The sequence below is a fragment of the Curtobacterium sp. MCLR17_045 genome (assembly GCF_003234405.1).
GTDB lineage: Bacteria > Actinomycetota > Actinomycetes > Actinomycetales > Microbacteriaceae > Curtobacterium > Curtobacterium flaccumfaciens.
The window spans coordinates 243,206-264,744 of the sequence record NZ_QKTB01000001.1 but is presented as its reverse complement, the minus strand read 5'-3'; the positions used below and the strand labels follow the sequence as shown (position 1 = coordinate 264,744).

Genomic DNA, 21,539 nt, shown 5'->3' with positions numbered 1-21,539 from the left:
GCGTCGACTAGCGGGCGATGGTGAGGGCTCCGTTCTCCTCGCGGATGCTGCCGTCCTTCGGGACCCACACGCGCAGGCCGTCGAGCCTGCCCGTGGTGAAGGACGAGGCGTCGTCCTGCAGCAGGTTGGTCACGGCCTCCGGTGCGGGGAGCCGCTGGTCGCGTCCGACGACGATGGCGACGTAGGGGCCACGGTCGAGTCGGTTGGTGCCGTGGTCGCCGACGTACGGCAGGAAGAGCGTGGGAGTCGCCGACACGAACAGGATCCGACCGTCGGGCACATCGTGTTCCTCGAGGTACCCGGGCAACAGCGCGATCCCGGTCGGGTGCGCCCGCGCGACGGCCTGGCTCACCCGGAACGAGGGGGCGACGAGCGTCGCGACGAGGACCAGCACGACCGGGACGGTCAGGGCCCTCGGGGGGACGGTGGCGAGGCGTGCGAAGCCGATGGCGGCGAGGACCAGCAGGAACGGCATCCACGCGGTGTAGTAGGTCGGCAGCGCGATCTTGGCGACGACGACGTAGAACCCGACGAGCAGCACCAGGGATGCGCCGACGTACGCGACCAGGCGGTCCGCCCGCACCACCAGGGCAGCGAGCACACCGATCGCGAGGACGACGAGCATCGCCTTGCCGGTGCCGTCGAGCAAGAACCGGAAGCTCGCCCACCACGGTGCGAACGTGTAGATCTGCCCGTCGATCGTGATCGGGTGCCCGTTGGTGTTCTGCCCCTCCTGGAACGCGACCATGTACTGGATCGCCGAACGGATGCCCATCGGGACGTACAGGGCGACGAACGTGACCGTGAAGGCGGCGACCCACAGCACGCCGCCGACGAGGCCCTTCCGCCAGACCTTGAACAGGACCGGGAGCAGCAGGAACGCCGGGAGCAGCACGATGGTCGACAGCTTGGACGTGACCGAGGCAGCCATGAGCACGCCGGACACGGGAGCGAGCCACCAGGCCCGCTCGCTGCGGATCCACCACCACGCGGCGACGATCGCGAACACGGCGAAGGCCGTCATCACCGGGTCGAGCAGGGCGAGCCGGTCGACCCGGGCACCCGCCCCACCACGCGGGGTCAGCCACCAAAGCGATGCCGCCAGCAGGGCACCCCAGTACCCGATCTCGCGACGCAGCCACAGGTACAGGACCACGCCGACCGCGAAGGTGAGCACGCCGACGAGGACCCGCGGGCCGATCGGACCCTGCCCGGTGAGGAGCTGCACGAGCCCGAACAGGTACTTGGCCGTCGGCGGGTGTTCGCGGTTCGCGGTGAAGTCACCGTGGACGTACTGCCACCCGCTCTGCAGGTAGATGTTCTCGTCGCCGGTGATGTTCGAGCCGGCCAGGTTCCAGAAGCACTGGTAGAGCGCGGCGATCACGACGAGGGAGGCGATCGTCAGGCGGAGGCGGAGGTCGCCGGCGAACCCGGACACTCGTGATGGCACCAGACGAACCTACTGGCCCTTCGACCGTCTTCGGCATCGACGTGTTAGGTTGTGCACAACCCAATGGAGCACAACGTGAAATTCACCAGCTGGATCGACCTCGTCGCCGGTGGCCTGCTCGCCGGGCACGGCATCGCCACGGTTCGCCGCACCCCGCTGCGCGCTCGAGCCCAGCAGATGCAGCGACGTGGATTCGAGCCGGGCGTCCCACACGCACTCGGCATCCCTGCCCTGGAAGTCCTGGCCGGGCTCGGACTCGCCACCGCAGCGGTCCGCCGCGCCCCCGGGAGCGACCTGACCGGCACCGGCTCCGCCGTCGCGGCGACGGCCCTCGGTGGGACCCGGCTCGTGATCGACCGCGAAGACGGCTCGGTGACGAGCACAACTGGTGGTGCTGCTGCACTCACACTCGCCGGCCTGCTGCGGCTGCTCACCTCGACCCGCGGCCGTCCGGTCGCGCGGATCCTCACGCTCGGTTCCGCCGCTGTCGTGATCACCTTCGAGGCCGCACGCCGTCGCCGCGTCCTCCGCAGGCGCTGACCTCGCCCCCCACTCCACCGAACCCCACCACCACCGTGAAAGGCACCGCCCCGATGGCAACCCGCACCCCCGCAGTCCGCTCCACCCGCCCCCGGACCATCGTCCGCATCCTGTTCGGCGCGATGCTCACCTGGGCCGGCATCAGCCACCTGACGGTGGCGCGCGAGGAGTTCCAGGCGCAGGTGCCGAAGTTCGTGCCGCTGCCGACGGACGTCACGGTGATCGCCTCCGGTGTGGTGGAGATCTCCCTCGGGGCTGCGCTGATGCTCCTGGCTCGGCGTCAGGTGACGGTCGGGTGGGTCGTCGCGGTGTTCTTCCTCGCGGTCTTCCCCGGCAACATCGCGCAGTGGATGCACCACCGCGACGGGTTCGGCCTGGACACCGACACCAAGCGCTTCGTCCGCCTGTTGTTCCAGCCCGTGCTCATCGCCGTCTCGCTGTGGGCGACGAACGCGCTGCGCAAGCGCCGCTGAACCGGCCCGCGCGAGCGCCGCTGACCGACGCTGCACTCGCGCGGCCGCGACCATGGGGCAGAATCGGCCCCATGAGCGGGGACGACATGGACCAGCCGCGCGTGGTCGCGGTGAGCAAGGACGGCGAGCACCGGTTCAGCAAGCCGTTGGTCGACGCGGTGACGCTCGTGGCGGGGTGGGGCATCGAGGGTGATGCCCACGCCGGCACGACCGTGCAGCACCGCTCCCGGGTCGCGCGTGACCCGTCGCAGCCGAACTTCCGCCAGGTCCACCTGCTGCACGCCGAGCTGTTCGACGAGGTCGCCGAAGCCGGGTTCAGCGTCGAACCGGGACAGATGGGCGAGAACGTCACGACCAGTGGCATCGACCTGCTCGGGCTGCCCGAGGGTGCAGTGCTGCACCTCGGCGACGACGCCTCCGTGCAGGTCACGGGCCTGCGGAACCCGTGCCAGCAGATCAACGGCTTCGAGCCGGGGCTCCTCCGTGCCGTGTTGGGGCGTGCCGAGGACGGCACGGTCGAGCGCAAGGGCGGGGTGATGAGCGTCGTGCTCACCGGTGGCATGGTCCGGCCGGGCGACCGCATCCGGGTCGAGCTCCCCGACGGTGAACGACGACCCCTCCAGCCCGTCTGATGACGCAGCGCGCGCGACGCGTCCTGGTACTCGGCGGAACCGGTTGGCTCGGGCGAACGATCGTCGACGAGCTGTTGGCCGAGGGCGCCGACGTCACCTGCCTCGCCCGGGGCACCACCGGCAACGTTCCGGAGGGAGCGCGCTTCGTCCAGGCGGATCGAGCCCTGGCCGGCGCGTACGAACAGGCCACCGGCGACTGGGACGAGGTCATCGAGCTCGCCAGCGCCCCCGAACTCGTCGCCCCGGCGCTCGACGCCCTCGCCGACCGGGCCGCGCACTGGACCCTGGTGTCCACGGTCTCGGTGTACGCGGACAACGACGAACCGGGCGCCGACGAGTCCGCCCGGCTGGTGGAGCCGAAGGACCCGTCCGAGTACGCCGACGCGAAGGTCCTCGCCGAGCGCATGACGCGGCTCCGGCTCGGGTCACGGCTGCTCATCGCACGCCCGGGGCTGATCGTCGGCCCCGGCGACCCGAGTGACCGGTTCGGGTACTGGCCGGCACGCCTCGACCGCGGTGGGCCGGTGCTGGTGCCGACGTCGGCGGAGCGGTTCGTCCAGATGATCGACGTCGCGGACCTCGCTGCCTGGCTCGTCCGGGCCGGGCGCGACGGGTTCGTCGGCACGGTCAACGCGGTGGGCGCTCCGGTGCCGATGCAGGACTTCTTCCGGTGTGTGGCGGAGGTCACCGGGTTCGATGACGAGCTGGTCGCGGTCGACGACGACGTCCTGCTCGCGCACGACGTGGCCTACTGGGCCGGACCGCGATCACTCCCCCTGTGGATCCCGGTGTCGGAGGGCGGGTTCGCACAGCGCTCCACCGTGGCGTTCAGGGACGCCGGCGGAGTGACCCGACCCCTCCGGGACACCGTCGTGCTCGTGCTCGAGGACGAGCGCGCCCGCGGGACGGATCGGGAACGCCGTGCCGGCCTCACCTCGACAGCGGAACGGGCGATCCCCACCAGGTAGACGCGCGGTCCCCGCGAGCGAGATCAGGACGCGGCGGCAGCCTGTTCGTACAGACTCGTCGCCAGGTCGTTCAGCACCTCGTGCAGTTCGCCCTTGTGCGCCCCGTCGACGGCCCGGAGCATCGCTGCGTACCGCTCCTGGTAGTCCGACACGACGACATGCCCCGGGGGCAGCAGCCGCAGCAGTGAGCCCCGGCGATCGGCCGGGTTCGGTGCGCGCTCGAGCAGGCCGGCGGTGCTCATCCGGTCGATCATGTTCGTCACCGCGCCCGAGGTCAGCCCCAGGTACCCGGCGACCTCGGTCGGCGTGGAGTACCCGGTGTCACTGATGAGGACCAGGGCGCGGAGGGCGTTCTCGTGCACGCCCGCACGAGCGCTCAGCTGACTCACCAGGCTCGCGTTCGCACGCACGACGGCGGTGAACGCGGCCATGAGATCGGCCGCGTCGTCGTCGTTCGGTGCTGCTGCCACGAGGGCCTTCTTCCGTGTCGGGGACCGGGGGACAAGGAGCGTCCCCCGCACTGGGGTAAGTATACGAGTGGTCAACTTGGTGAATCAGTGACTATCTTAATCATTGAAGCAAAACAGCCCGAACGCCTTGCTTCCCCCAACTTCCTGCAACCACCACCGAACGAAGAGGTACCCCGTGTCCACCAAGCTCCGCACCTCCGCACTGAAGCGGATCCGCTTCGCCCCCGTGGCACTCCTCGCGGGTATCTTCGCCGCCGTCCTGCTCTCCCTCTCGCTCACCGGCACCCTCTCCGGGTTCGCCGCGAGCATCACCAACAGCAGCAACACCGCCGGCAGCGGCACGCTGATCATGCAGGAGCAGAACGCCGGCGCGACCGTCACCTGCCTCAGCACCGACGGCGGCTCGGTCTCGACGAACTCCGCGACCTGCTCGACGATCAACAAGTTCGGCGGCAGCACGACGATGACCCCGGGCAACACGGTCAACACCGCGATCTCGATCAAGAACACCGGCACCGCGAACGCCAGCACCTTCACGCTGAACCCGGGCGCCACCTGCACCCAGTCGGCCAACGGTTCGGCCAACGGCACCGCGACCGACCTCTGCGCCAAGATGAACCTCGTCGTCACCTCCGGTTCGACCACGGTGTTCAGCGGCACCCTCGCCAGCTTCAAGGGTGCGGCGGCGTCGGCCTTCACGATGCCGCAGGCCCCGGCCGCCGGTGCGAGCGTCCCGTTCAACTTCGCGGTGACCCTCGACTCCTCGGCCGGCAACACCTACCAGGGCCTCGCCGCCTCGGTCCCGATGACCTGGACCTTCACGGCCTGATCCGACCCCCATCACCCTTCCCCCAGACCGGCGACGCTCGGCCGACCCCCCTCCGGTCGAGCGTCGCCATTCCCCTGAATCCCCGGAGCAGCGCCCATGAGCCAGACCGCAGCGATCCCGCTCAGCGGCATGCTCGACCGCCCGGTCCTCCGCGGCCGTCAGGTCACCCGCTCCGAGACGGTCCTCGCCTGGTCGGTCGCCGCGATCGCCGCACTGCTCCTCACCGCCGCCGTCCTGTTCCTCTCCGCCGGCGGCCGCTGGTTCGTCGTCGAGACCCCCTCGATGGGCGAAGCCGCCCCGGTCGGCACCCTCGTGCTCGACCTGCCGGTGGACGTCGCCACGCTCAGCGTCGGCGACATCGTCTCGTTCGAGACCTCCGCCAACCCGGACGTCGTCTACACGCACCGCATCGTCTCGATCGACGCGGACGGTGGGCTCCACACCCGCGGTGACGTCAACGGCGCCACCGACCCGTGGACGCTCACCCAGGCCGACGTGATCGGCACCCCCGCGCTCCTGGTCCCGCGCATCGGCTGGCTGCTCCGCGCTGCCCCGATCCTGCTCATCGGCACGCTGATCATCCTGACCCTGACCAGCGCGTTCACCGACCGGGTGACCCGCACGTGCCTGCGGATCGCGGGCAGCGCCCTCACCGTTGCGTACGCGGCGTTCGTGTTCAAACCGTTCGTCAACGTGACGACGATCACGAACACCTCGAGCCCGACCGGCGTCGAGGCCACCGTGATCTCGTCGGGGATCTTCCCGGTCCGCGTCGACGCCCACGGCGGCAACAGCGTCCACCTGGTCGACGGCGAGATGGGCAAGGTCGTCATCCACGAGCTGACGAAGAACGGGCACTACCAGCTCATGTCGAACATCGACCTCGACCCCCTGGGTTGGGTCGCCCTGTTCGCCGTGTGCCTCGTGCCGCTCGTGGCGTGCCTGGCGGTCGGCCGCGTCGAGGCGGTGCGTCCGTCGTGATCCTCCGCCGTCTGCGCGACGGTCGCGTCGTCGCCGTCCTCCTCGTGGTCGCTCTGGCCGTCGTCGTCCTGCTGAACCAGTTCGCCCCGACCCGCTCGGCGTACACCGCCCGCGTGACCAACAGCGCGAACACGGCGGCGACCGCCCCGTACTTCACGTGCACGGGCGCAGTCGGCGCCGACACCGCGAACGCGTTGTTCGCCTATCGCCTGACCGAGGCCTCGGGTTCGAAGACGGCCACCGACTGGTCCGGTCGCGGCGCGAACGGCACCTACCAGGGCACGATGACCGCGACCACGCCGAGCCCGAACGCCTGCCCTCGTGACAGCGGGAGCGCGTACGCGCTCAACGGTTCGACGAGCTACGTCTCCACCCCGCGCTCCTACGCCAACCCAACGACCTTCAGCGAGGAGGTCTGGTTCCGCACCACGGTCGCCGGCGGCATGCTCATCGGCTTCGGCAGCAGCCAGACCGGCGCGTCGAGCCAGCACGACCGGAAGCTCTACCTGACCACGACCGGCCAGCTCGCGTTCGGCACGTACAACGGCGCCACGCAGGTCCTCACCTCGCCGAAGGCCTACACCGACGGCGCCTGGCACCACACTGTGGCGACGATGTCGCCCACCAACGGCATGCGCCTGTACGTCGACGGCACGCTCGTCGCGTCGAACACGGCCTTCAAGAGCCCCGAGAACTTCACCGGGTACTTCCGCGTCGGCTACGACGTCGTCAGCGGGTGGCCGGGTTCCACGAACAACCCGTACTTCACCGGCTCGATGCGGTACGCCGCCGTCTACGGCACCGAACTGACGGCCAGCCAGGTGGCCGCGCACGCGGCCGCCGGTTCCTGACGCACTGACTGCCGGACTGGAGGCTCGTGGCCGTGCCCGCCACGGGCCTCCAGTCCGTCCCCTGGTCACGTCGAGAACGTGGGCCGAGTTTGCGGACCGGGCCCACCAACCCGCGGATTCGGGGCGACGAATCCCGCTGATCAGGCCTTTTCGTTCCGTGGGCCGTGCCAGGATCGTCAGGTCCTGAGACGTCGGAGTCTCCATCCGACCGTCTCGAAAGGCGCCACCCCCATGTCCTTCTGGGCCCTCTTCCTCATCGCGCTCGGCGTCTCCGCGGACGCCTTCGCCGTCGCCCTCGGCAAGGGCCTGCACATGAAGCGCTTCGACGTGCGGCACGCGATCGTGATCGCGCTGACGTTCGGGGTGTTCCAGGCGGTGATGCCGTTGCTCGGCTGGCTGCTCGGGTCGGCGTTCGCGCAGTACATCGCGGCCTTCGACCACTGGGTCGCGTTCGGGCTGCTTGCGCTGATCGGCGGGAAGATGCTGTGGGAGGCGTTCTCGAAGCACGAGGACACCGAGCAGGACACCGATCGGCTGCCGGTCCGCGAGCTCCTCGTGCTGGCGGTCGCGACCAGCATCGACGCCCTGGCGGTGGGCGTCACCCTGGCGTTCCTGCCCGTCTCGATCGGCGGCGCGGTGCTGCTCATCGGGATCACCACCGCGGTGCTGTCGTTCGTCGGGGTCCTGGTCGGTCGCCGTGTCGGTGCCCGTTTCGGCAAGCCGGCGGAGATCGCGGGTGGCGTCGTTCTGATCCTGATCGGCCTGAACATCGTGCTGGAGCACACCGGCGTCATCGGCTGAGGCCGCGGGTCAGAACCGACCCCGGACGAACGGGAGGCCCGTGGCGAGCTGCCACGGGCCTCCCGTCTGGTGCTGGTGGGCGTCAGTAACTACCCAGGCTGCCCGCCGGAGCGTTCGCGACGACAGCGATCCCGAAGATGATCCAGATGATGCCGAACACGAGCGACAGGGCGCTGATGATGATGCCGGCGAGGGCCAGGCCGCGGCCGCGCTCCCCGGTCTTCTTGATCTGCGAGAGCGCGATGATCGACACCACGAGGCCGGCGATGTTCACCACGAAGGCCAGGACGAACCCGACGATCGCCATGACGTTGAAGCGGTCGGACGACGGCTGCATCGGAGCGCCGTAGGGCTGCCCGCCGGCGGCGTAGGGGTTCGGGTTCTGCTGGTTGTACTGGGGCGTGCCGTCACTCATGGCGCCGCGTCCTCTCTGATCAGGGGGATGTCTACACAGGAAACGTACAGGACCAGCGGGCCGGACGGGGCGGTGGGATCAGGCAGGACCGACGCCGTCAGATGTCGAGCACCCCGTCCACCGCGTCCGCTCGGTCGGCGATGTGCCCGCTGTCGATGTCCTCGTCCAGGTGCACGCCGACGTAGGTCCAGTCCTCCACGTGCCCGGCGTCGTCGAACACCCGGTAGCGCCGACGGAGCCGCAGGTACGGCACGGCGCGGTGCTCGAACGACACCACGAGCTCGGTCGCCGGCCACTCCCCCTCGACGGTGACCTCGACGGCTCGGTAGTCGCTCGCCGACCGCCGGGGTTCGGGGTGGTCGCGGGTCCACAGGGTGCCGGGCTGGTCGAGCGCCTCGAACACGCCCACGAGGTCCGCGACTGCGCGCTCCCGCGCGGCAGCGTCCAGGTGGTGCAGCGGCCAGTGCGCGCCCTCGACGTCGGTCAGGTCGAACCGATCCGTCCACGGAGTGCGGGCTGCCTCCAGACGCTCCTGCTCGTCCTCCCACGACGTCTCGTCCTCGTCGCTCGCGGAACGGGACGGCAGGTCATCGGTGGTGACGACGCTGGGCAGGCCGACAGCGACGTCGAGGTCGACCTCCCGAGCGTCGTAGTGGTAGGTCAAGCCGCCCGTCAGATCGGGCGTGCGCCGGGGTCCGGTGGGCATGTACCGGATGGTGAGGACCGAGCCGGTGCGGCGGACGTCCTCGACCAGGTGGTCGACGGTGATCGTCGTCCGGCTGCCGTCGGTCCGGACGAGCACGAGCTCGGTCGGCGGGGTCGGCAGGGGCGGCGCGGGATCGACCGGTGGTCCCGATCGGCGAGGGAAGTCGTCCTCGTCGTCGGCGTCGGATCCGGCACTCCAGAAGAAGCGGGGGCCGTCATCGTCGTCGTCGTCCAGCAGCTCGGGCTCGTCGTCCTCCGGCTCCTCGCCGGCAGCGAGCGTCGCCGCCCACTCCTCCGGCGACGGCCAGAACGGCTCGGACGGCGCCCACGGCAGGGTCTCCGGGTCGACGCCGTCGAGCGGGTCGTCCGAGTCCTCGTCGTCCTCGACCGCCTCGTCGTCCTCCGGATCCCCGAGGCCCTCGTCCTCGGAGTCCTCGTCCTCGTTCTCACCCATCCACATCGACGCGTCACGCGGGTCGCCGATCCACAACCCCTCGACGTCCGCCCCGAGCACGCGTCGATCCCCGAGGTCGACCGCGCACGTCACCCCGGTCGGCGTGACGTGCACGGCGGTCCGAGACATCTCGTCGAGGTCGTCGCCCACCTCCTCGCGCGATCCGTAGACGACCCACGCGCCCCCGTCGGTCGCGAGGACCCCGACCTCGTCGACCGCACCGTCCGGCAACGGGGCGTCCGGCCACGTCACCCACCGCACGTCGTCGCCCGTGACGACCGCGGCGACCGGTCGTGTGGCGTCCGGCACGATCGTCGCGTCACCGACGCCGACGGCGTCGATCGGCTCGAGGAAGCTGCTCATGCAGCGACCGTACCGCGGCCCTGTGGCCGGCCCGTGAACAGCCGGGAGGCCCGTGGCGGGCCCGCACCGCGCCTCCCGTCCGCCCGTTCCCGGTCCACCTGCCGGACCCGCCGCAGCGGTCGGGCGCATGATGGGCGGATGGCACGCATCCTCGTCACCGGATCCACCGACGGCCTCGGGCGGGGAACCGCCGACTCGCTGCTCCGCAGCGGGCACGACGTCGTCGTCCACGCGCGCAACACGGCCCGCGCCGAGGCGGTCGCCGACCTGGTGGAGCGCGGCGCCGAACTCGTCGTCGCCGACCTGGCGGACCGCGACGCCGTGATCGCCACCGCCCGGGAACTCGACGCCGGCACCCCGCTCGACGCCGTCGTGCACAACGCCGGCGTGATCTCGGGCCGTTCCCTGGTGCCCGTCAACGTCGTGGCGCCGTACCTGTTCACCGCGTTGCTGCGCTCGCCGGAGCGGCACGTGTACCTGAGCAGCGGGATGCACCGGGGCGGCCGCCCGCGCCTGGACACCGTCGACTGGACCGGCGCTTCGGAGACGAACTCGTACTCCGACACGAAGCTGTTCGTGACGGCGCTCGCCGCCGAGGTGCCGCTCCGACGCCCGGGCGTGCTGAGCAACGCTGTCGACCCAGGCTGGGTGGCGACCAAGATGGGCGGGGCCGGCGCTCCGGACGACTTCGAGCTCGGACACCGCACGCAGGAGACGCTCGCGACCGACCCGGACCAAACCGTGACAGGCGGTTACTGGTTCCACGGGGAGCGGCAGGAACCGCACCCGGCGGTGGCCGACCAGCGGTTCCGCACCGAACTGCTCGACACGCTCGCCGAGGCCACCGGCATCACGCTCTGAGTCGCTGACGGAACCGCCGCGACCGGTCGGGTGCTCCTGCGAAGGCGTTCGTCGCGCCCGGACGAGGATGGCGTCGACACGACGAACGGAGGACCCGGTGACCCTCGGCCTGCACAACGGATCGAGTGGGTGGCAGCGCGTGCGACGGCACGGCCTGCTCCTCGCGAACGTCGCCGTCTTCGTCGTGTGCTTCGTCGGCATGGTGTTCGCCGGATGGCGGGTGTCCGCGGCGGACGCACTCCAGCACGGTGAGGCGGCCGTGTCGCTCTGGGGCTTCCTGACGAGCGGGGACTTCGCCGAGGCCACGTTCGAGAACTGGGAGAGCGAGTTCCTGCAGATGGGCGCGTACATCGTGTTCACGGTGTTCCTGTTCCAGAAGGGGTCGAGCGAGTCCGAGCCCCTGGACGAACAGAGCCCGCAGGACGAGGACCCCCGGGAGCACGCCGACGACCCGAGGGCCCCGTGGCCGGTGCGCCGGGGCGGGATCGTGCTCGTGCTGTACGAGAACTCCCTGCTGATCCTGTTCGCGGTGCTGTTCCTCGGCAGTGTCGTCGGGCACGTGATCGGTGGCGCTGCGGCCTACAACGAGGAGCAGCTCGAGCACGGCGACAGCGTGGTCTCGGCGTGGGGCTACCTGGGCACGAGCCAGTTCTGGTTCGAGTCGATGCAGAACTGGCAGTCGGAGTTCCTGGTCATCTCGGTGATGGTGATCGCCACCGTGTCCCTGCGGCAACGAGGGTCGAGCCAGTCGAAGCCCGTGGCCGCGCCGACGGAGCAGACCGGCGCCTGAGCGCGGCCGAGACCGGACGGGAGGCCCGTGGCGGACCCCCCACGGGCCTCCAGTCCGATCCGCACCACGCTGGTGCGGTAGGTTCCTGCGGAACGCAGTCCGCACGTGAGAGGGGGCGCCCGATGGCGCAGGGGCACCGCTCTCCGCCCACGATGAGCGACGTCGCCGCCGTGGCAGGTGTCTCGAAGAAGACCGTCTCGAACGTGCTGTCCGGCTACGAACACGTCTCCGTCCGCACCCGTGACCGCGTGATGGCCGCCGTCGACGAGCTCGGCTACGAACTCAACGTCTCGGCCCGGAACTTCCGCGCCGGACGCTCCAAGGTGCTCGGGCTCGCGGTGCCGGAACTGCGGCAGGCGTACTTCGCCGAACTCGCGGACGCCGTCATCCGCGCTGCCGGAGCCGTGGGCTACACGGTGCTCATCGAGCAGACCGCGAGCGGCGTGCGCGAGGCGGACGCGATCACCCGGATGCGCGAGCACTCCATCGACGGCATCATCTACAGCCCGCTGACCGTCCGGCCGAGCGACGCCGCCGCGCTCGAGGTGAAGTTCCCCCTGGTCGTGCTCGGTGAGCCGATCCCCGACGCCCCCGTGCCGTTCATCGCGATGTCGAACGCGGACGCGCTGCGGGACGCGACCGCGCACCTGCTCGACGCCGGTCGCCGGTCGATCGCGTTCATCGGCTCCGACCCGTCCGGCCCCGTGCGCACGGCGCAGGAGCGACTGCGGGGCTACCGCGAGGCGCTCGACGACCACGGTGTGCCGTTCGCGCCCGAGCGGGTCGTGCCGACCGCGCTGTGGCACCGGGCCGAGGGTGCGGCGGCTGCACGGCAGCTCCTCGACGCCGGCGTGCCGGTCGACGGGATCGTCTGCTGCAACGACGCGCTCGCGCTCGGGGCTATGAGTGCCCTGCAGCTCGCGGGCCGGACCGTGCCGGACGACGTCGCGGTCGTCGGGTTCGACGACATCGAGGAGTCGGCGTACTCGACCCCGGCGCTGACCACGGTGTCGGCCGACCTGGACCGCGTCGCGGCGACGGCGGTCGGGGTGCTCGTCGCCCAGCTCGAGGAGGGCGCCCCGGCGACGCCGGGGGTGCTGCGCTCCCCGCACGCACTCGTCGTCCGGGCGTCGTCCGGACCGTTGCGTCCGGTTGCTGCCTGACCCGTTGACCACGGGTGCTCCCCGACCCCTTGACCGGGCGGTCGAGCACCGGCTACTGTCCACATTTACACCGGTGTAAATCCGGGATGGACGAGGTCCGCACACCGACGTGCCGGACGGATGGCAGGTTTTCGATGAAGAAGCACATCGCGGTCGTCGCGCTCGCAGCAGCGGCGTCGCTCTCCCTCGCCGGGTGCGCCGGCTCCCCCGGGTCGTCGGGTGACGGCGGCCACGTCGACCTGACGTTCTGGCACGGCTACACCGAGGCCGACGGCAAGGTCCTGGACGGCATCGTCAAGGACTTCAACGCCTCGCAGGACAAGGTCACCATCACGACCCAGACGAAGACCTGGGCCGTGATCGACGACACGATGCTCCCCGCCCTGTCCGCGAAGAAGGGCCCGGACCTCGTCGCGATGACCTCCGACCGGCTGCCGGTCTACGCGCAGAAGAAGGCGCTGGTCGACCTCAGCGACTTCTACGCCGACGACGCCAACAACACCGGGGACCTGAAGGAACAGGCCGTCGCGATGGAGCGGGTCGACGGCAAGGAGTACGGGGTGCCGAGCGGGTTCGTCCCGCTCTCCGTGATCTACAACAAGAAGCTGTTCGCAGCGGCCGGCATCGACTCCTTCCCGACCACCTGGGACGAGTGGGTCGCCGACGCGAAGAAGCTCACGAAGGACGAGAACGGCGACGGCACCCCCGAGCAGTACGGGCTCGTGCTGCCGGACCACCAGACCGTCGGCAACGGCATCTGGCCGAGCCTGTTCGCCGGCAACGGCGGATCGATCACGAACGAGGCGGGCACGAAGTCCACCATCGACTCCGCCGCGAACGCCGAGACGCTCGAGTACTGGGCGAAGGCGGTGCGCGACGACAAGATCTCGCCGACCGGTGTCGACGGCATCGCCGCGGACAAGCTCTTCACGGCCGGCAAGACCGCCATGGAGATCGGCGGCCCCTGGATGGCTGGCGTCGCCGAGGCGTCGGACATCGACTACGGCATCGCGGCGATCCCGGCGGGCCCTGAAGCACAAGTGGCCTCGGCCATCGGCATCTCGCTCGGTGTGACGGCCCAGACCGACGACGCGAAGCAGGCCGCAGCCGAGCGGTTCCTGCGCTACTTCAACGAGCAGTCCGTCGCGACGAAGTGGGCCCTCGGGTCCGGCTGGCCGCCGCTCCGCACCGACGTCACCGCCGCGGACGTCGACGAGAACCCGACCGTCGCGACACTCACCGGGCTGCCGGGCACCACGATCCCGCTCCTGCCCGGCGTGGTCGACAGCGCCGACGTGCTCACCGCCGTGGACACCGCGACCCAGAAGGCGATGGCGGGCGGGGACCCCGGATCGCTCCTCGCCACCGCCGACGCCGACGTGCAGTCGGCCCTGAAGTAGCAGCAGCGGCCCTCGGAGGACCCTCGTGACCACGCAGCAACTCGGCCGACGCCGTCGGTACCGACCACCGGGCCAGCTCGGCGGACGATCGCCCCTGAACGGCACGTTCCGCCGCCGCGCCACCATCGTCGGGTTCCTCGCACCCGCGATCGTCATCCTCGGGGCGTTCGTGCTCTGGCCGATGCTCTCGGCGCTCCGGCTGTCGTTCACCGACGCCAGCGGGTTCGGCGACCCGTCGTTCATCGGCTTCGCGAACTACGTCCGGGTCTTCACCGACCCCGACGTCCTGCGGTCCATCGGCAACACCGCGCTCTACTCGGTGCTCTTCACCCCCGTCGCGATCGTCGTCGCCCTGGTGCTCGCCCTCGTGCTGAACCACCCGGCCCTGCCGTTCCGCGGGTTCTTCCGGTCGGCGCTGTTCCTGCCGTTCATCGTGTCCCTGGCCGTCGCCGCGTTCGCGTGGTCGTACCTGCTCGACCCGCAGATCGGCCTGCTGAACCACTGGCTGCAGCTCGTCGGCATCCGGCTCGGCAACGTGCTGCAGGACCCGACGCTCGCGATGCCCACCGTGGTGCTCGTGGCCGTGTGGAAGAACTTCGGCTTCTACATGGTGATCTTCCTGGCCGGGCTGCAGGAGATCCCCACGAGCCTGTACGAGGCAGCGCAGCTCGACGGCGCGAACGGCCGCCAGCGGTTCGCGAACGTCACCTTCCCGATGCTGAGCAACACGATGGCGTTCGTCGTGATCGTCGCCCTCATCGCCGCGCTGCAGGCGTTCGACCAGATCTACGTCCTGACCGGCGGTGGTCCGTACCGGTCGACGGAGACGATCGTCATGCAGATCTACCAGTCCGGCTTCAAGGACCTCGACCTCGGGTTCGCGAGCGCCCTGGCGTACGTGCTCCTCATCGCGACCCTGCTGCTCAGCCTCGTGCAGTTCCTGTTCTTCGGGAAGCGCGGAGAGGACACCGCATCATGACCGCGCTCCCCCGTCCCGCGACCGCCGTGCGCCGTCGCACCGTGGCCCGTCGACAGCCGTCGATGCGGTGGCTCGGCTTCGCAGCCGTGGCCGTCGTGACCCTGGCGGTGCTGCTCCCCGTGCTCGTGATCGTGTTCACCGCGTTCAAGCCGGCGAGCGAGGTCAACGCCTACCCGCCGACGCTGTTCCCGCACACCTGGACGCTCGACAACTTCCGGGCGATCTTCACACAGCTACCGTTCGGGCGGCTCATCCTGAACAGCTTCGCCTTCGCCGGCGGTGTCACGGTGTTCGCGCTGGCGTTCGACGCGCTCGCCGCCTACGCCCTGGCACGGCTCGACTTCCGGGGCAGCAAGGTGCTGCTCATCGTGATCGTCGCCAGCCTGATGATCCCGTTCCAGGCGACGCTCATCCCGATCTACCAACTGGTGTCCGACCTCGGGTGGGTGAACACGTTCGCGGGGCTCATCGCGCCGCGGGCGGCCGACGCCTTCGGGATCTTCTTCCTGCGGCAGTTCTTCGTGTCGCTCCCCCGCGACCTGGACAACGCGGCGCGGATCGACGGGGCCTCGGAGTGGCGGATCTTCCGGAGCGTCGTCCTGCCGAACGCCGTCCCCGCCCTGCTCACCCTCGGCATCTTCACCTTCGTCAACAACTGGAACGACCTGCTCTGGCCGCTGGTGTTCACCACCGACCAGGACATGGGGACCATCACGTCCGGCCTCACCCTGCTGACCGGACCCGGCGGGATCATCCCGCAGGGCGTGATGATGGCCGGCGCCCTGATCGCCGTGCTGCCCCTCGCCGTCATGTTCCTGCTCGTGCAACGCCGCTTCATCGAGAGCGTCGCCAGCACCGGGCTCAAGTGACGACGACACCGCACGAGCCCGGAGCGGCCGTGCCCACCACGAAACGAGACACCATGCACTGGTCCGACGACGGCAGGCTGCACTTCGCCCTGGGCATCGAGGACACCTTCGTCCCGCAGGCCCGACCGGGTGAACGGCCCATCGACGAGTACGAGCTGACCGACCACTACCGGCAGTACGCCGCCGACCTCGGGCTGGCGGTCGACGTCGGCGCCGAGCTGCTGCGGTGGGGCGTCCCCTGGTACCGGGTCGCCCCCGAGCCGGGCGTCTGGGACTGGTCGTGGGTGGACGGCGTCATGGCGAGGTTCCGCGAGACCGGCCTGCGCCCCGTCGTCGACCTGCTGCACTACGGCACACCGCTCTGGCTCGACGGGCAGTTCGCCCACCCCGACTACCCGGCACACGTCACCGAGTACGCCGCCCGGTTCGCGGCGCGGTACGGGGACGTCGCCACCGACTACACGCCCGTCAACGAGCCCGTCATCCACGCCCTGTTCTCGGGTGAGTACGGGTACTGGCCCCCGTACCTGACCGGCGCGGAGGGGTCGGCCCGGATCGCGTCCGCCCTGGCCAAGGGGTTCGTCTCGACGCAGCACGCGATCACGCGTGAGCTCGGGGACGCCGCCACCTTCGTGCACGTGGATGCCGGCATCCGGTACGTCGGCGACGTCGACGCCCCGGAACACCGCGACACGGTCGCGCGCCTGCGCGCCCAGACGTTCCTGGTCGAGGACCTGGTCACCGGTGGCGTCGACGACGCGCACCCCCTGGTCGGTCGGCTGCGCTCCGGGGGCGTCACCGACGCCGACCTCGACTGGTTCCGGCAGCACGCGGTCCGGCCCGACGTGATGGGCGTCAACTACTACCCGCTGCACTCCACCGAGGTCTTCGAGACGGGGGTGCACCACGGCGGCGGGTTCGCCGACCCGCGGCCCTACGAGGACACCGGCGTCGAGGGGCTCCGCGACGTGCTCACCACCTACGCCGAGCGCTACGGCGCCCCGGTCATGCTCACGGAGACCTGCGTCACCGGTTCGGTCGAGGAGCGCATCGGCTGGCTGGACGCGTCGGTCACGGCCGTGCGGGAGCTCCGCGACGAGGGGGTGCCGGTCGTCGGCTACACCTGGTGGCCGCTGTTCGACATGTACGAGTGGACCTGGCGGCACACGGACGCCCCGCGCCAGGAACACCTGCTCACGATGGGCCTCTTCGACCTCGTCGAGGACGGTGCGGGCGGCCTCGACCGTCGCCGCAACCCGGTCGCCGACGCGTTCGCTGCGCACACGCGACAGGAACGGGCCGTGGCAGCGGCCCTGTCGGCGACCACCTGAGGGTCTGGAGGCGCGGGTCGGGTCGGTCCCGCGCCTCCAGTCCGCCTCCGCGCACCACCACTGCACCACCAACCGAACGGAGCACCATGTCCCTCCGCCTCGGCGCCGCTCCGGCGCCTCGTCGACGCCGAACGCTCGCGCTCGTCGTCACCGCTGCCGCCGCCGCGGCAGCCCTCGTCGCCGGTGTCACCGGCCCCCTCCCCGCCCAGGCGGTCACGACCGGCAACGGAGCCCTCGTGTACTCGCCGGCAGCGGGTTCCTCGTTCAACCCCGAGGGCGGCCGCGCTGCCGGCACCACCTACGCGAAGAACATCGTCCTGAAGAACAGCGGATCGGCCAACGGCCAGCAGTTCGTCACCTTCGACCAGCTCGTGCTCGAGAACGGCGTGCAGGTCTACCCGATCTACCGGAGCACGGACAACGGCACCTCGTGGAGCCGCGTCGCCACGGTCAAGCCGAGCACCCAGTTCCCGACCCTCACCCGCACCGCGCAGCCCTCGCTGTACGAGACCCCGGTCCAGCTCGGCACGATGCCGGCCGGCACGCTGTTGCTGAGCGGCATGATCATGCCCACCGACCGCTCGAGCAGCCGACTGGTCATGTACAAGAGCCTCGACCACGGGCTGACCTGGTCCTTCGTGAGCACCGTCGACACCGGCGGTCCGGCCACGTACGACCCGAGCCCGACCTCGACGACCTCGACGGTGTGGGAGCCGTCCGTCGCCGTCGACGCGAACGGCGGGCTGGTCACCTACTTCTCGGACGAGCGGCAGAAGGCGAACAACGTCCTGCAGGCCGTCAGCTACCGGCGCTCCACGGACGGCGGCCTGACCTGGGGTCCCCTGGTCAACGTGTCCGCACCGACCAACAAGAGCGACCGTCCGGGCATGATCACGGTGACGAGGATCCCGAACGGCAACTACGTGGCGACGTTCGAGGTCGTGAACCGGCCGAGCCAGACGAACAACACGGCGCCGGTGTACTTCAAGACCTCACCGGACGGTCTGAACTGGAGCCCCGAGACGAGCATCGGCACCAAGATCGCGCTGCCGGACGGCCGTGGGGTCGGGTCGTCGCCCGAGGTGCGCTGGGTGCCGACCGCCGGCAACGCCAACGGCATGATCGTCGTCTCGTCCAAGTGGTCCCTCGACAGCGCGGGCAACATCGACGGTGGCCAGAACTTCGTCGTCAACCGCAACCAGGGCACGGGTTCGTGGGAGCAGCTGCCGTACGCGGTGACGTACGACGCGCGGGACGCCGAGGGCGGGACGTTCAGCGGCTTCGCCCAGGGCTTCGACTCGAGCGCCGACGGCAAGACCCTGTACCAGGCGACGAACGTCGAGAACCTCACCACCACGTACAACGACGTGCGGGTCGGGTCGATCCCGATCAACGCGCAGCGGTACGAGGCCGAGTCCGCGGTCCGGAACGACACGAGCACCGTCACCCAGGCCGACGCGGTGGGCGGCGCGAAGGTCGGCAACATCAACAACGCGACGAGTTCCGTGCAGTTCACGGTGCAGGCCGCGACCGCGGGGACGTACACGGTGAACGTCCGGTACGACAACGGCACGGGTGCGACGAGCACGCACGCGCTCGCGGTCAACGGGACCTCGGCCGGTTCGGTCAGCTACGCGCCGACCGTCAACTGGGGCCGGTTCGGATGGGCGCAGAAGACGGTCACCCTGAAGGCCGGCGCGAACACGCTCACCTTCACCAAGGGGACCGGGTTCGCCGAGCTGGACCAGATCCAGGTGTTCCAGCCCTGACGTCGCACCCGCGGCCCTGGTCGTGACCAGGATGCGGACGGGAGGCCCGTGGCGGACCCGCCACGGGCCTCCAGTCCGTCCTGGTGCCGCGTCTCAGGCCGCGACCGGCTCCGCAGGTCGGTCACGCAGTGCCGGGCAGTGCTCGGCGGTGGGGTGCTCGGTGATCGCGATGACCTGGTCGAGGCGCCCCCGGACCGCCTCGAGCTCGGCCAGCTGCGCGGTGATCCGGTCCCGCTCGGCGATGAGGAGCGCGAACGACTCCGGCGTCGACTCCCCGCGGTCGACGCATGGCAGCAGCTGCACGATCGTGCGGCTCGCGAGCCCGGCGGCGAACAGCTGCTGCACGAGCTGGACCCGCTCGACGGCGGCGTCCGTGTAGACCCGCTGCCCGCTCGCGGTGCGCGACGCGGTGAGCAGCCCCTGCTCCTCGTAGTACCGCAGCGAGCGGACGCTGACGCCGGTCTCTGCTGCGAGGTCACCGATGCGCATGGTGCTCCGATCCGGGCTTGCCCCTGACATGGATGTGAGGTCTTAGCGTAGCCGAGCCGCTGCGGGAGACACCCGCGCGGCAGGAGGAGACACCATGGACATCGCTGGATCGGTCGCACTCGTCACCGGCTCGAACCGCGGCATCGGACGCCGCTTCGCCCTGGAGCTGCTGGAGCGCGGGGCGTCGAAGGTCTACGCGACCGCACGCCGCCCCGAACTCGTCGACGTCGAGGGCGTCGTCGCGCTGCCCCTCGACATCACCGACCAGGCCTCGGTCGACGCGGTGGCCGCAGCCGCGGGGGACGTGACGCTGCTCGTGAACAACGCCGGCATCTCGACGCAGGGCTCCCTGGTGACCGACGACCTGACCATCGTCCGGAAGGCCATGGACACGCACTTCTGGGGCAGCCTGTCGATGATCCGCGCCTTCGCACCGGTGATCGAGCGGAACGGCGGCGGCGCGATCGTCAACGTGCTGTCGGCCCTGTCGTGGTTCGCGGCGCCCGGCGCGGGTGGCTACGCCGCGGCGAAGGCGGCCGAGTGGAACATGACGAACGCCGTCCGCCTGGAGCTCGCCGACCGGGGCATCAGCGTGCAGGGACTCCACCTCGGTGCGGCCGACACCGACATGATGGGCGACTACGACGGCCCGAAGACGGACCCGACGGACGTGGCCCGTGCGGCACTCGACGGTGTGGAGCGTGGCGTGGCCGAGGTGCTCGTCGACGACTGGAGCCGGATGGTGAAGGCGTCGCTCGCCGATGCACCGGAGCCCTTCTACGCGCAGATGGCCTGAGCCGCCGCCCCTGACTGGGGGCGTGTCCCCGCAGCGCAGTCCTGGACCCGCTGCGTGGTCATCGGCGAGCATGGACCCCGATCAGGAGCGGGGGCACGTCGCCTGCCGCTGGAAGGGAACCATGCGTCCTGTCAGGAACGCGCTGAGCACCGGGGCGATCGTCGCGATCCTCGCCGGTCTCACCATCACCGCAGCACCCGCCCAGGCGGCGACCCCGGGGGCCGGCGCGAGCTGCGCCCCCGGGACCCTGTCGGTGCAGACGCTCGAGAGCGGCTGCACGGCGACCTCCGGCACGGTCGTGACGCCCGACGGCCGCACCTTCGCGCTCCCCGCGCCGGGTGAGAGCGTCATGGCGAGCAGCTCGGCCGCCCCCGGGGCGCCCGAACTCGCCGACGTCCTCATCGCGAACAACGGCTCCGCCGGTGTCGCCGTCCGCGTGGACGAGGCCTGGACCGGTTCGGCCCCCGCCGTCCAGCAGGAGCGTGCGCAGAGCCAGGCCGCGACGGCACAGGCAGCCCCCGCCGCGACGACCGCTGCGACCACGAAGTGCACGAGCACGGCGTACAAGGCGTCCGGCTACACCTGGCCGAGCACGGTCAAGTGGTACTACAACCAGACCGGGCAGAAGTCGACGTACGCCAAGGACGCCCTGCGCAAGGGAGCGAACGCCTGGAACGGCACGATCTCGGCGTGTGACCGTACCGTCACGTCGACGGCGAAGAACGACTACCTGCGTCTCGCGACCCAGAAGCCCAACCTCACCGACCAGGGCGGCTGCTCGCGGAACAACGGCTACAACGTGATGGGCTGGGGCAAGCTCCCGACCGGGACCCTCGGCGTGACGTGCATCTGGTTCGACGGCAACGGCAACGCCCGCGAGGCCGACCAGCGCTACGCCACCGGCTTCAAGTGGAGCTCGACGGCCACCTGCTCGGGCGCGCGTTTCGACACCCAGGTCGTCGCCACGCACGAGTGGGGCCACCTGTACGGCCTCGACCACGTGAAGACCGGCACCGGCCAGGTCATGGAGCCGTCCGGCGGCTACTGCGAGCTCGACGGCCGCACGCTGGGCCGTGGCGACATGACGGGGATCTCGACGCTCTACTGAGCTCGACGTTCTGCAGGGACACGGACGGGGTCGTGGCGGAGAACCGCCGCGA

The 21,539-nt window shown here is 70.5% G+C and carries 23 protein-coding genes; 18 read left to right on the top strand and 5 right to left on the bottom strand.

Annotation, left to right across the window (positions count from 1 at the left end; translation table 11 throughout):
• Positions 1–7: 7 nt before the first annotated feature.
• Positions 8–1,450, bottom strand: coding sequence for a glycosyltransferase family 39 protein (locus DEJ05_RS01365; protein ID WP_181440620.1), 1,443 nt, complete (start codon positions 1,448–1,450; stop codon positions 8–10).
• Positions 1,451–1,525: 75 nt separating this feature from the next.
• Between DEJ05_RS01365 and DEJ05_RS01360 the strand changes: the two genes are divergently transcribed.
• The 4 genes from DEJ05_RS01360 to DEJ05_RS01345 all read left to right on the top strand — a co-directional run bounded on the left by DEJ05_RS01360 (position 1,526) and on the right by DEJ05_RS01345 (position 4,063).
• Positions 1,526–1,990: a hypothetical protein gene (locus DEJ05_RS01360; RefSeq protein ID WP_146244989.1), complete on the top strand. Its 465-nt coding sequence runs from the start codon at positions 1,526–1,528 to the stop codon at positions 1,988–1,990.
• Between the two features lie 53 nt (positions 1,991–2,043).
• Entirely contained in the window at positions 2,044–2,463 is a 420-nt protein-coding gene (locus DEJ05_RS01355; RefSeq protein ID WP_027466888.1) for a MauE/DoxX family redox-associated membrane protein, read from the top strand.
• 71 nt (positions 2,464–2,534) lie between these two features.
• A complete protein-coding gene (locus DEJ05_RS01350; RefSeq protein WP_258376061.1) occupies positions 2,535–3,095 on the top strand; it encodes an MOSC domain-containing protein in 561 nt (186 codons plus the stop codon).
• A complete protein-coding gene (locus tag DEJ05_RS01345) occupies positions 3,095–4,063 on the top strand; it encodes an NAD-dependent epimerase/dehydratase family protein (RefSeq protein ID WP_111109529.1) in 969 nt (322 codons plus the stop codon). The genes DEJ05_RS01350 and DEJ05_RS01345 overlap by 1 nt, the downstream gene beginning before the upstream one ends.
• Positions 4,064–4,086: 23 nt before the next feature.
• Here the strand turns inward: DEJ05_RS01345 and DEJ05_RS01340 are convergent, their stop codons facing one another.
• A complete protein-coding gene (locus tag DEJ05_RS01340) occupies positions 4,087–4,533 on the bottom strand; it encodes a MarR family winged helix-turn-helix transcriptional regulator (protein ID WP_071248606.1) in 447 nt (148 codons plus the stop codon).
• 175 nt (positions 4,534–4,708) lie between these two features.
• Here DEJ05_RS01340 and DEJ05_RS01335 point away from each other — a divergent pair, with 175 nt between their 5' ends.
• The 4 genes from DEJ05_RS01335 (at position 4,709) to DEJ05_RS01320 (ending at position 7,995) form a co-directional block, all read left to right on the top strand.
• Positions 4,709–5,362, top strand: coding sequence for a hypothetical protein (locus tag DEJ05_RS01335; RefSeq protein ID WP_027466885.1), 654 nt, complete (start codon positions 4,709–4,711; stop codon positions 5,360–5,362).
• A gap of 96 nt (positions 5,363–5,458) precedes the next feature.
• On the top strand, positions 5,459–6,343 hold the full coding sequence (locus DEJ05_RS01330; RefSeq protein ID WP_111038376.1) for a S26 family signal peptidase: 885 nt from the start codon (positions 5,459–5,461) through the stop codon (positions 6,341–6,343).
• Positions 6,340–7,194, top strand: a complete 855-nt coding sequence (locus tag DEJ05_RS01325; protein WP_111109528.1) for a LamG domain-containing protein — start codon at positions 6,340–6,342, stop codon at positions 7,192–7,194. The genes DEJ05_RS01330 and DEJ05_RS01325 overlap by 4 nt, the downstream gene beginning before the upstream one ends.
• A 231-nt stretch (positions 7,195–7,425) precedes the next feature.
• Positions 7,426–7,995: a manganese efflux pump MntP family protein gene (locus tag DEJ05_RS01320; RefSeq protein WP_027466883.1), complete on the top strand. Its 570-nt coding sequence runs from the start codon at positions 7,426–7,428 to the stop codon at positions 7,993–7,995.
• 82 nt (positions 7,996–8,077) lie between these two features.
• Here the strand turns inward: DEJ05_RS01320 and DEJ05_RS01315 are convergent, their stop codons facing one another.
• Positions 8,078–8,410, bottom strand: coding sequence for a DUF4190 domain-containing protein (locus DEJ05_RS01315; RefSeq protein WP_111053631.1), 333 nt, complete (start codon positions 8,408–8,410; stop codon positions 8,078–8,080).
• A 97-nt stretch (positions 8,411–8,507) separates the two neighbouring features.
• Positions 8,508–9,932 carry a hypothetical protein gene (locus DEJ05_RS01310; RefSeq protein ID WP_111109527.1) on the bottom strand — a complete coding sequence of 475 codons (1,425 nt, stop codon included), beginning with the start codon at positions 9,930–9,932 and terminating at the stop codon, positions 8,508–8,510.
• A 138-nt stretch (positions 9,933–10,070) separates the two neighbouring features.
• On the opposite strand from DEJ05_RS01310, the gene DEJ05_RS01305 reads away from it, so the two are divergent.
• From DEJ05_RS01305 to DEJ05_RS01270, 8 genes are all read left to right on the top strand, one after another.
• On the top strand, positions 10,071–10,793 hold the full coding sequence (locus tag DEJ05_RS01305; RefSeq protein WP_111109526.1) for an SDR family NAD(P)-dependent oxidoreductase: 723 nt from the start codon (positions 10,071–10,073) through the stop codon (positions 10,791–10,793).
• 97 nt (positions 10,794–10,890) lie between these two features.
• Entirely contained in the window at positions 10,891–11,583 is a 693-nt protein-coding gene (locus DEJ05_RS01300) for a DUF6766 family protein (protein ID WP_258376060.1), read from the top strand.
• Between the two features lie 152 nt (positions 11,584–11,735).
• Positions 11,736–12,746 (top strand): LacI family DNA-binding transcriptional regulator, encoded by a 1,011-nt coding sequence (locus tag DEJ05_RS01295; protein ID WP_111109525.1) that lies wholly within the window; start codon positions 11,736–11,738, stop codon positions 12,744–12,746.
• Between the two features lie 134 nt (positions 12,747–12,880).
• Positions 12,881–14,146 carry an ABC transporter substrate-binding protein gene (locus DEJ05_RS01290; RefSeq protein ID WP_071404107.1) on the top strand — a complete coding sequence of 422 codons (1,266 nt, stop codon included), beginning with the start codon at positions 12,881–12,883 and terminating at the stop codon, positions 14,144–14,146.
• 25 nt (positions 14,147–14,171) lie between these two features.
• The gene (locus DEJ05_RS01285) at positions 14,172–15,125 is read left to right on the top strand and encodes a carbohydrate ABC transporter permease (RefSeq protein ID WP_035809298.1); all 954 of its coding nucleotides are present in this window, start codon (positions 14,172–14,174) and stop codon (positions 15,123–15,125) included.
• Positions 15,122–15,994 (top strand): carbohydrate ABC transporter permease, encoded by an 873-nt coding sequence (locus DEJ05_RS01280; RefSeq protein ID WP_111109524.1) that lies wholly within the window; start codon positions 15,122–15,124, stop codon positions 15,992–15,994. The genes DEJ05_RS01285 and DEJ05_RS01280 overlap by 4 nt, the downstream gene beginning before the upstream one ends.
• 53 nt (positions 15,995–16,047) lie before the next feature.
• Complete coding sequence (locus DEJ05_RS01275; protein WP_111092137.1) at positions 16,048–17,325, top strand: family 1 glycosylhydrolase; 1,278 nt, start codon at positions 16,048–16,050, stop codon at positions 17,323–17,325.
• 86 nt (positions 17,326–17,411) lie between these two features.
• Positions 17,412–19,094: a CBM35 domain-containing protein gene (locus tag DEJ05_RS01270; RefSeq protein WP_111109523.1), complete on the top strand. Its 1,683-nt coding sequence runs from the start codon at positions 17,412–17,414 to the stop codon at positions 19,092–19,094.
• A 93-nt stretch (positions 19,095–19,187) separates the two neighbouring features.
• On the opposite strand, the gene DEJ05_RS01265 is transcribed toward DEJ05_RS01270, so the two are convergent.
• Positions 19,188–19,583 carry a MerR family transcriptional regulator gene (locus tag DEJ05_RS01265; protein WP_071404104.1) on the bottom strand — a complete coding sequence of 132 codons (396 nt, stop codon included), beginning with the start codon at positions 19,581–19,583 and terminating at the stop codon, positions 19,188–19,190.
• A gap of 94 nt (positions 19,584–19,677) precedes the next feature.
• Here DEJ05_RS01265 and DEJ05_RS01260 point away from each other — a divergent pair, with 94 nt between their 5' ends.
• Entirely contained in the window at positions 19,678–20,379 is a 702-nt protein-coding gene (locus DEJ05_RS01260; protein ID WP_071404103.1) for an SDR family oxidoreductase, read from the top strand.
• A 121-nt stretch (positions 20,380–20,500) separates the two neighbouring features.
• Positions 20,501–21,487, top strand: coding sequence for a matrixin family metalloprotease (locus DEJ05_RS01255; protein WP_111109522.1), 987 nt, complete (start codon positions 20,501–20,503; stop codon positions 21,485–21,487).
• Positions 21,488–21,539: the final 52 nt, after the last annotated feature.

Excerpts from the sequence above, each read along its gene's own strand:
- DEJ05_RS01355 (WP_027466888.1), top strand. The coding sequence starts at position 2,044 with ATGGCAACCCGCACCCCCGCAGTCCGCTCCACCCGCCCCCGGACCATC.
- DEJ05_RS01350 (WP_258376061.1), top strand. The coding sequence starts at position 2,535 with ATGAGCGGGGACGACATGGACCAGCCGCGCGTGGTCGCGGTGAGCAAG.
- DEJ05_RS01345 (WP_111109529.1), top strand. The coding sequence starts at position 3,095 with ATGACGCAGCGCGCGCGACGCGTCCTGGTACTCGGCGGAACCGGTTGG.
- DEJ05_RS01330 (WP_111038376.1), top strand. The coding sequence starts at position 5,459 with ATGAGCCAGACCGCAGCGATCCCGCTCAGCGGCATGCTCGACCGCCCG.
- DEJ05_RS01320 (WP_027466883.1), top strand. The coding sequence starts at position 7,426 with ATGTCCTTCTGGGCCCTCTTCCTCATCGCGCTCGGCGTCTCCGCGGAC.
- DEJ05_RS01315 (WP_111053631.1), bottom strand. The coding sequence starts at position 8,410 with ATGAGTGACGGCACGCCCCAGTACAACCAGCAGAACCCGAACCCCTAC.
- DEJ05_RS01310 (WP_111109527.1), bottom strand. The coding sequence starts at position 9,932 with ATGAGCAGCTTCCTCGAGCCGATCGACGCCGTCGGCGTCGGTGACGCG.
- DEJ05_RS01305 (WP_111109526.1), top strand. The coding sequence starts at position 10,071 with ATGGCACGCATCCTCGTCACCGGATCCACCGACGGCCTCGGGCGGGGA.
- DEJ05_RS01295 (WP_111109525.1), top strand. The coding sequence starts at position 11,736 with ATGAGCGACGTCGCCGCCGTGGCAGGTGTCTCGAAGAAGACCGTCTCG.
- DEJ05_RS01290 (WP_071404107.1), top strand. The coding sequence starts at position 12,881 with ATGAAGAAGCACATCGCGGTCGTCGCGCTCGCAGCAGCGGCGTCGCTC.
- DEJ05_RS01280 (WP_111109524.1), top strand. The coding sequence starts at position 15,122 with ATGACCGCGCTCCCCCGTCCCGCGACCGCCGTGCGCCGTCGCACCGTG.
- DEJ05_RS01275 (WP_111092137.1), top strand. The coding sequence starts at position 16,048 with ATGCACTGGTCCGACGACGGCAGGCTGCACTTCGCCCTGGGCATCGAG.
- DEJ05_RS01270 (WP_111109523.1), top strand. The coding sequence starts at position 17,412 with ATGTCCCTCCGCCTCGGCGCCGCTCCGGCGCCTCGTCGACGCCGAACG.
- DEJ05_RS01265 (WP_071404104.1), bottom strand. The coding sequence starts at position 19,583 with ATGCGCATCGGTGACCTCGCAGCAGAGACCGGCGTCAGCGTCCGCTCG.
- DEJ05_RS01260 (WP_071404103.1), top strand. The coding sequence starts at position 19,678 with ATGGACATCGCTGGATCGGTCGCACTCGTCACCGGCTCGAACCGCGGC.
- DEJ05_RS01255 (WP_111109522.1), top strand. The coding sequence starts at position 20,501 with ATGCGTCCTGTCAGGAACGCGCTGAGCACCGGGGCGATCGTCGCGATC.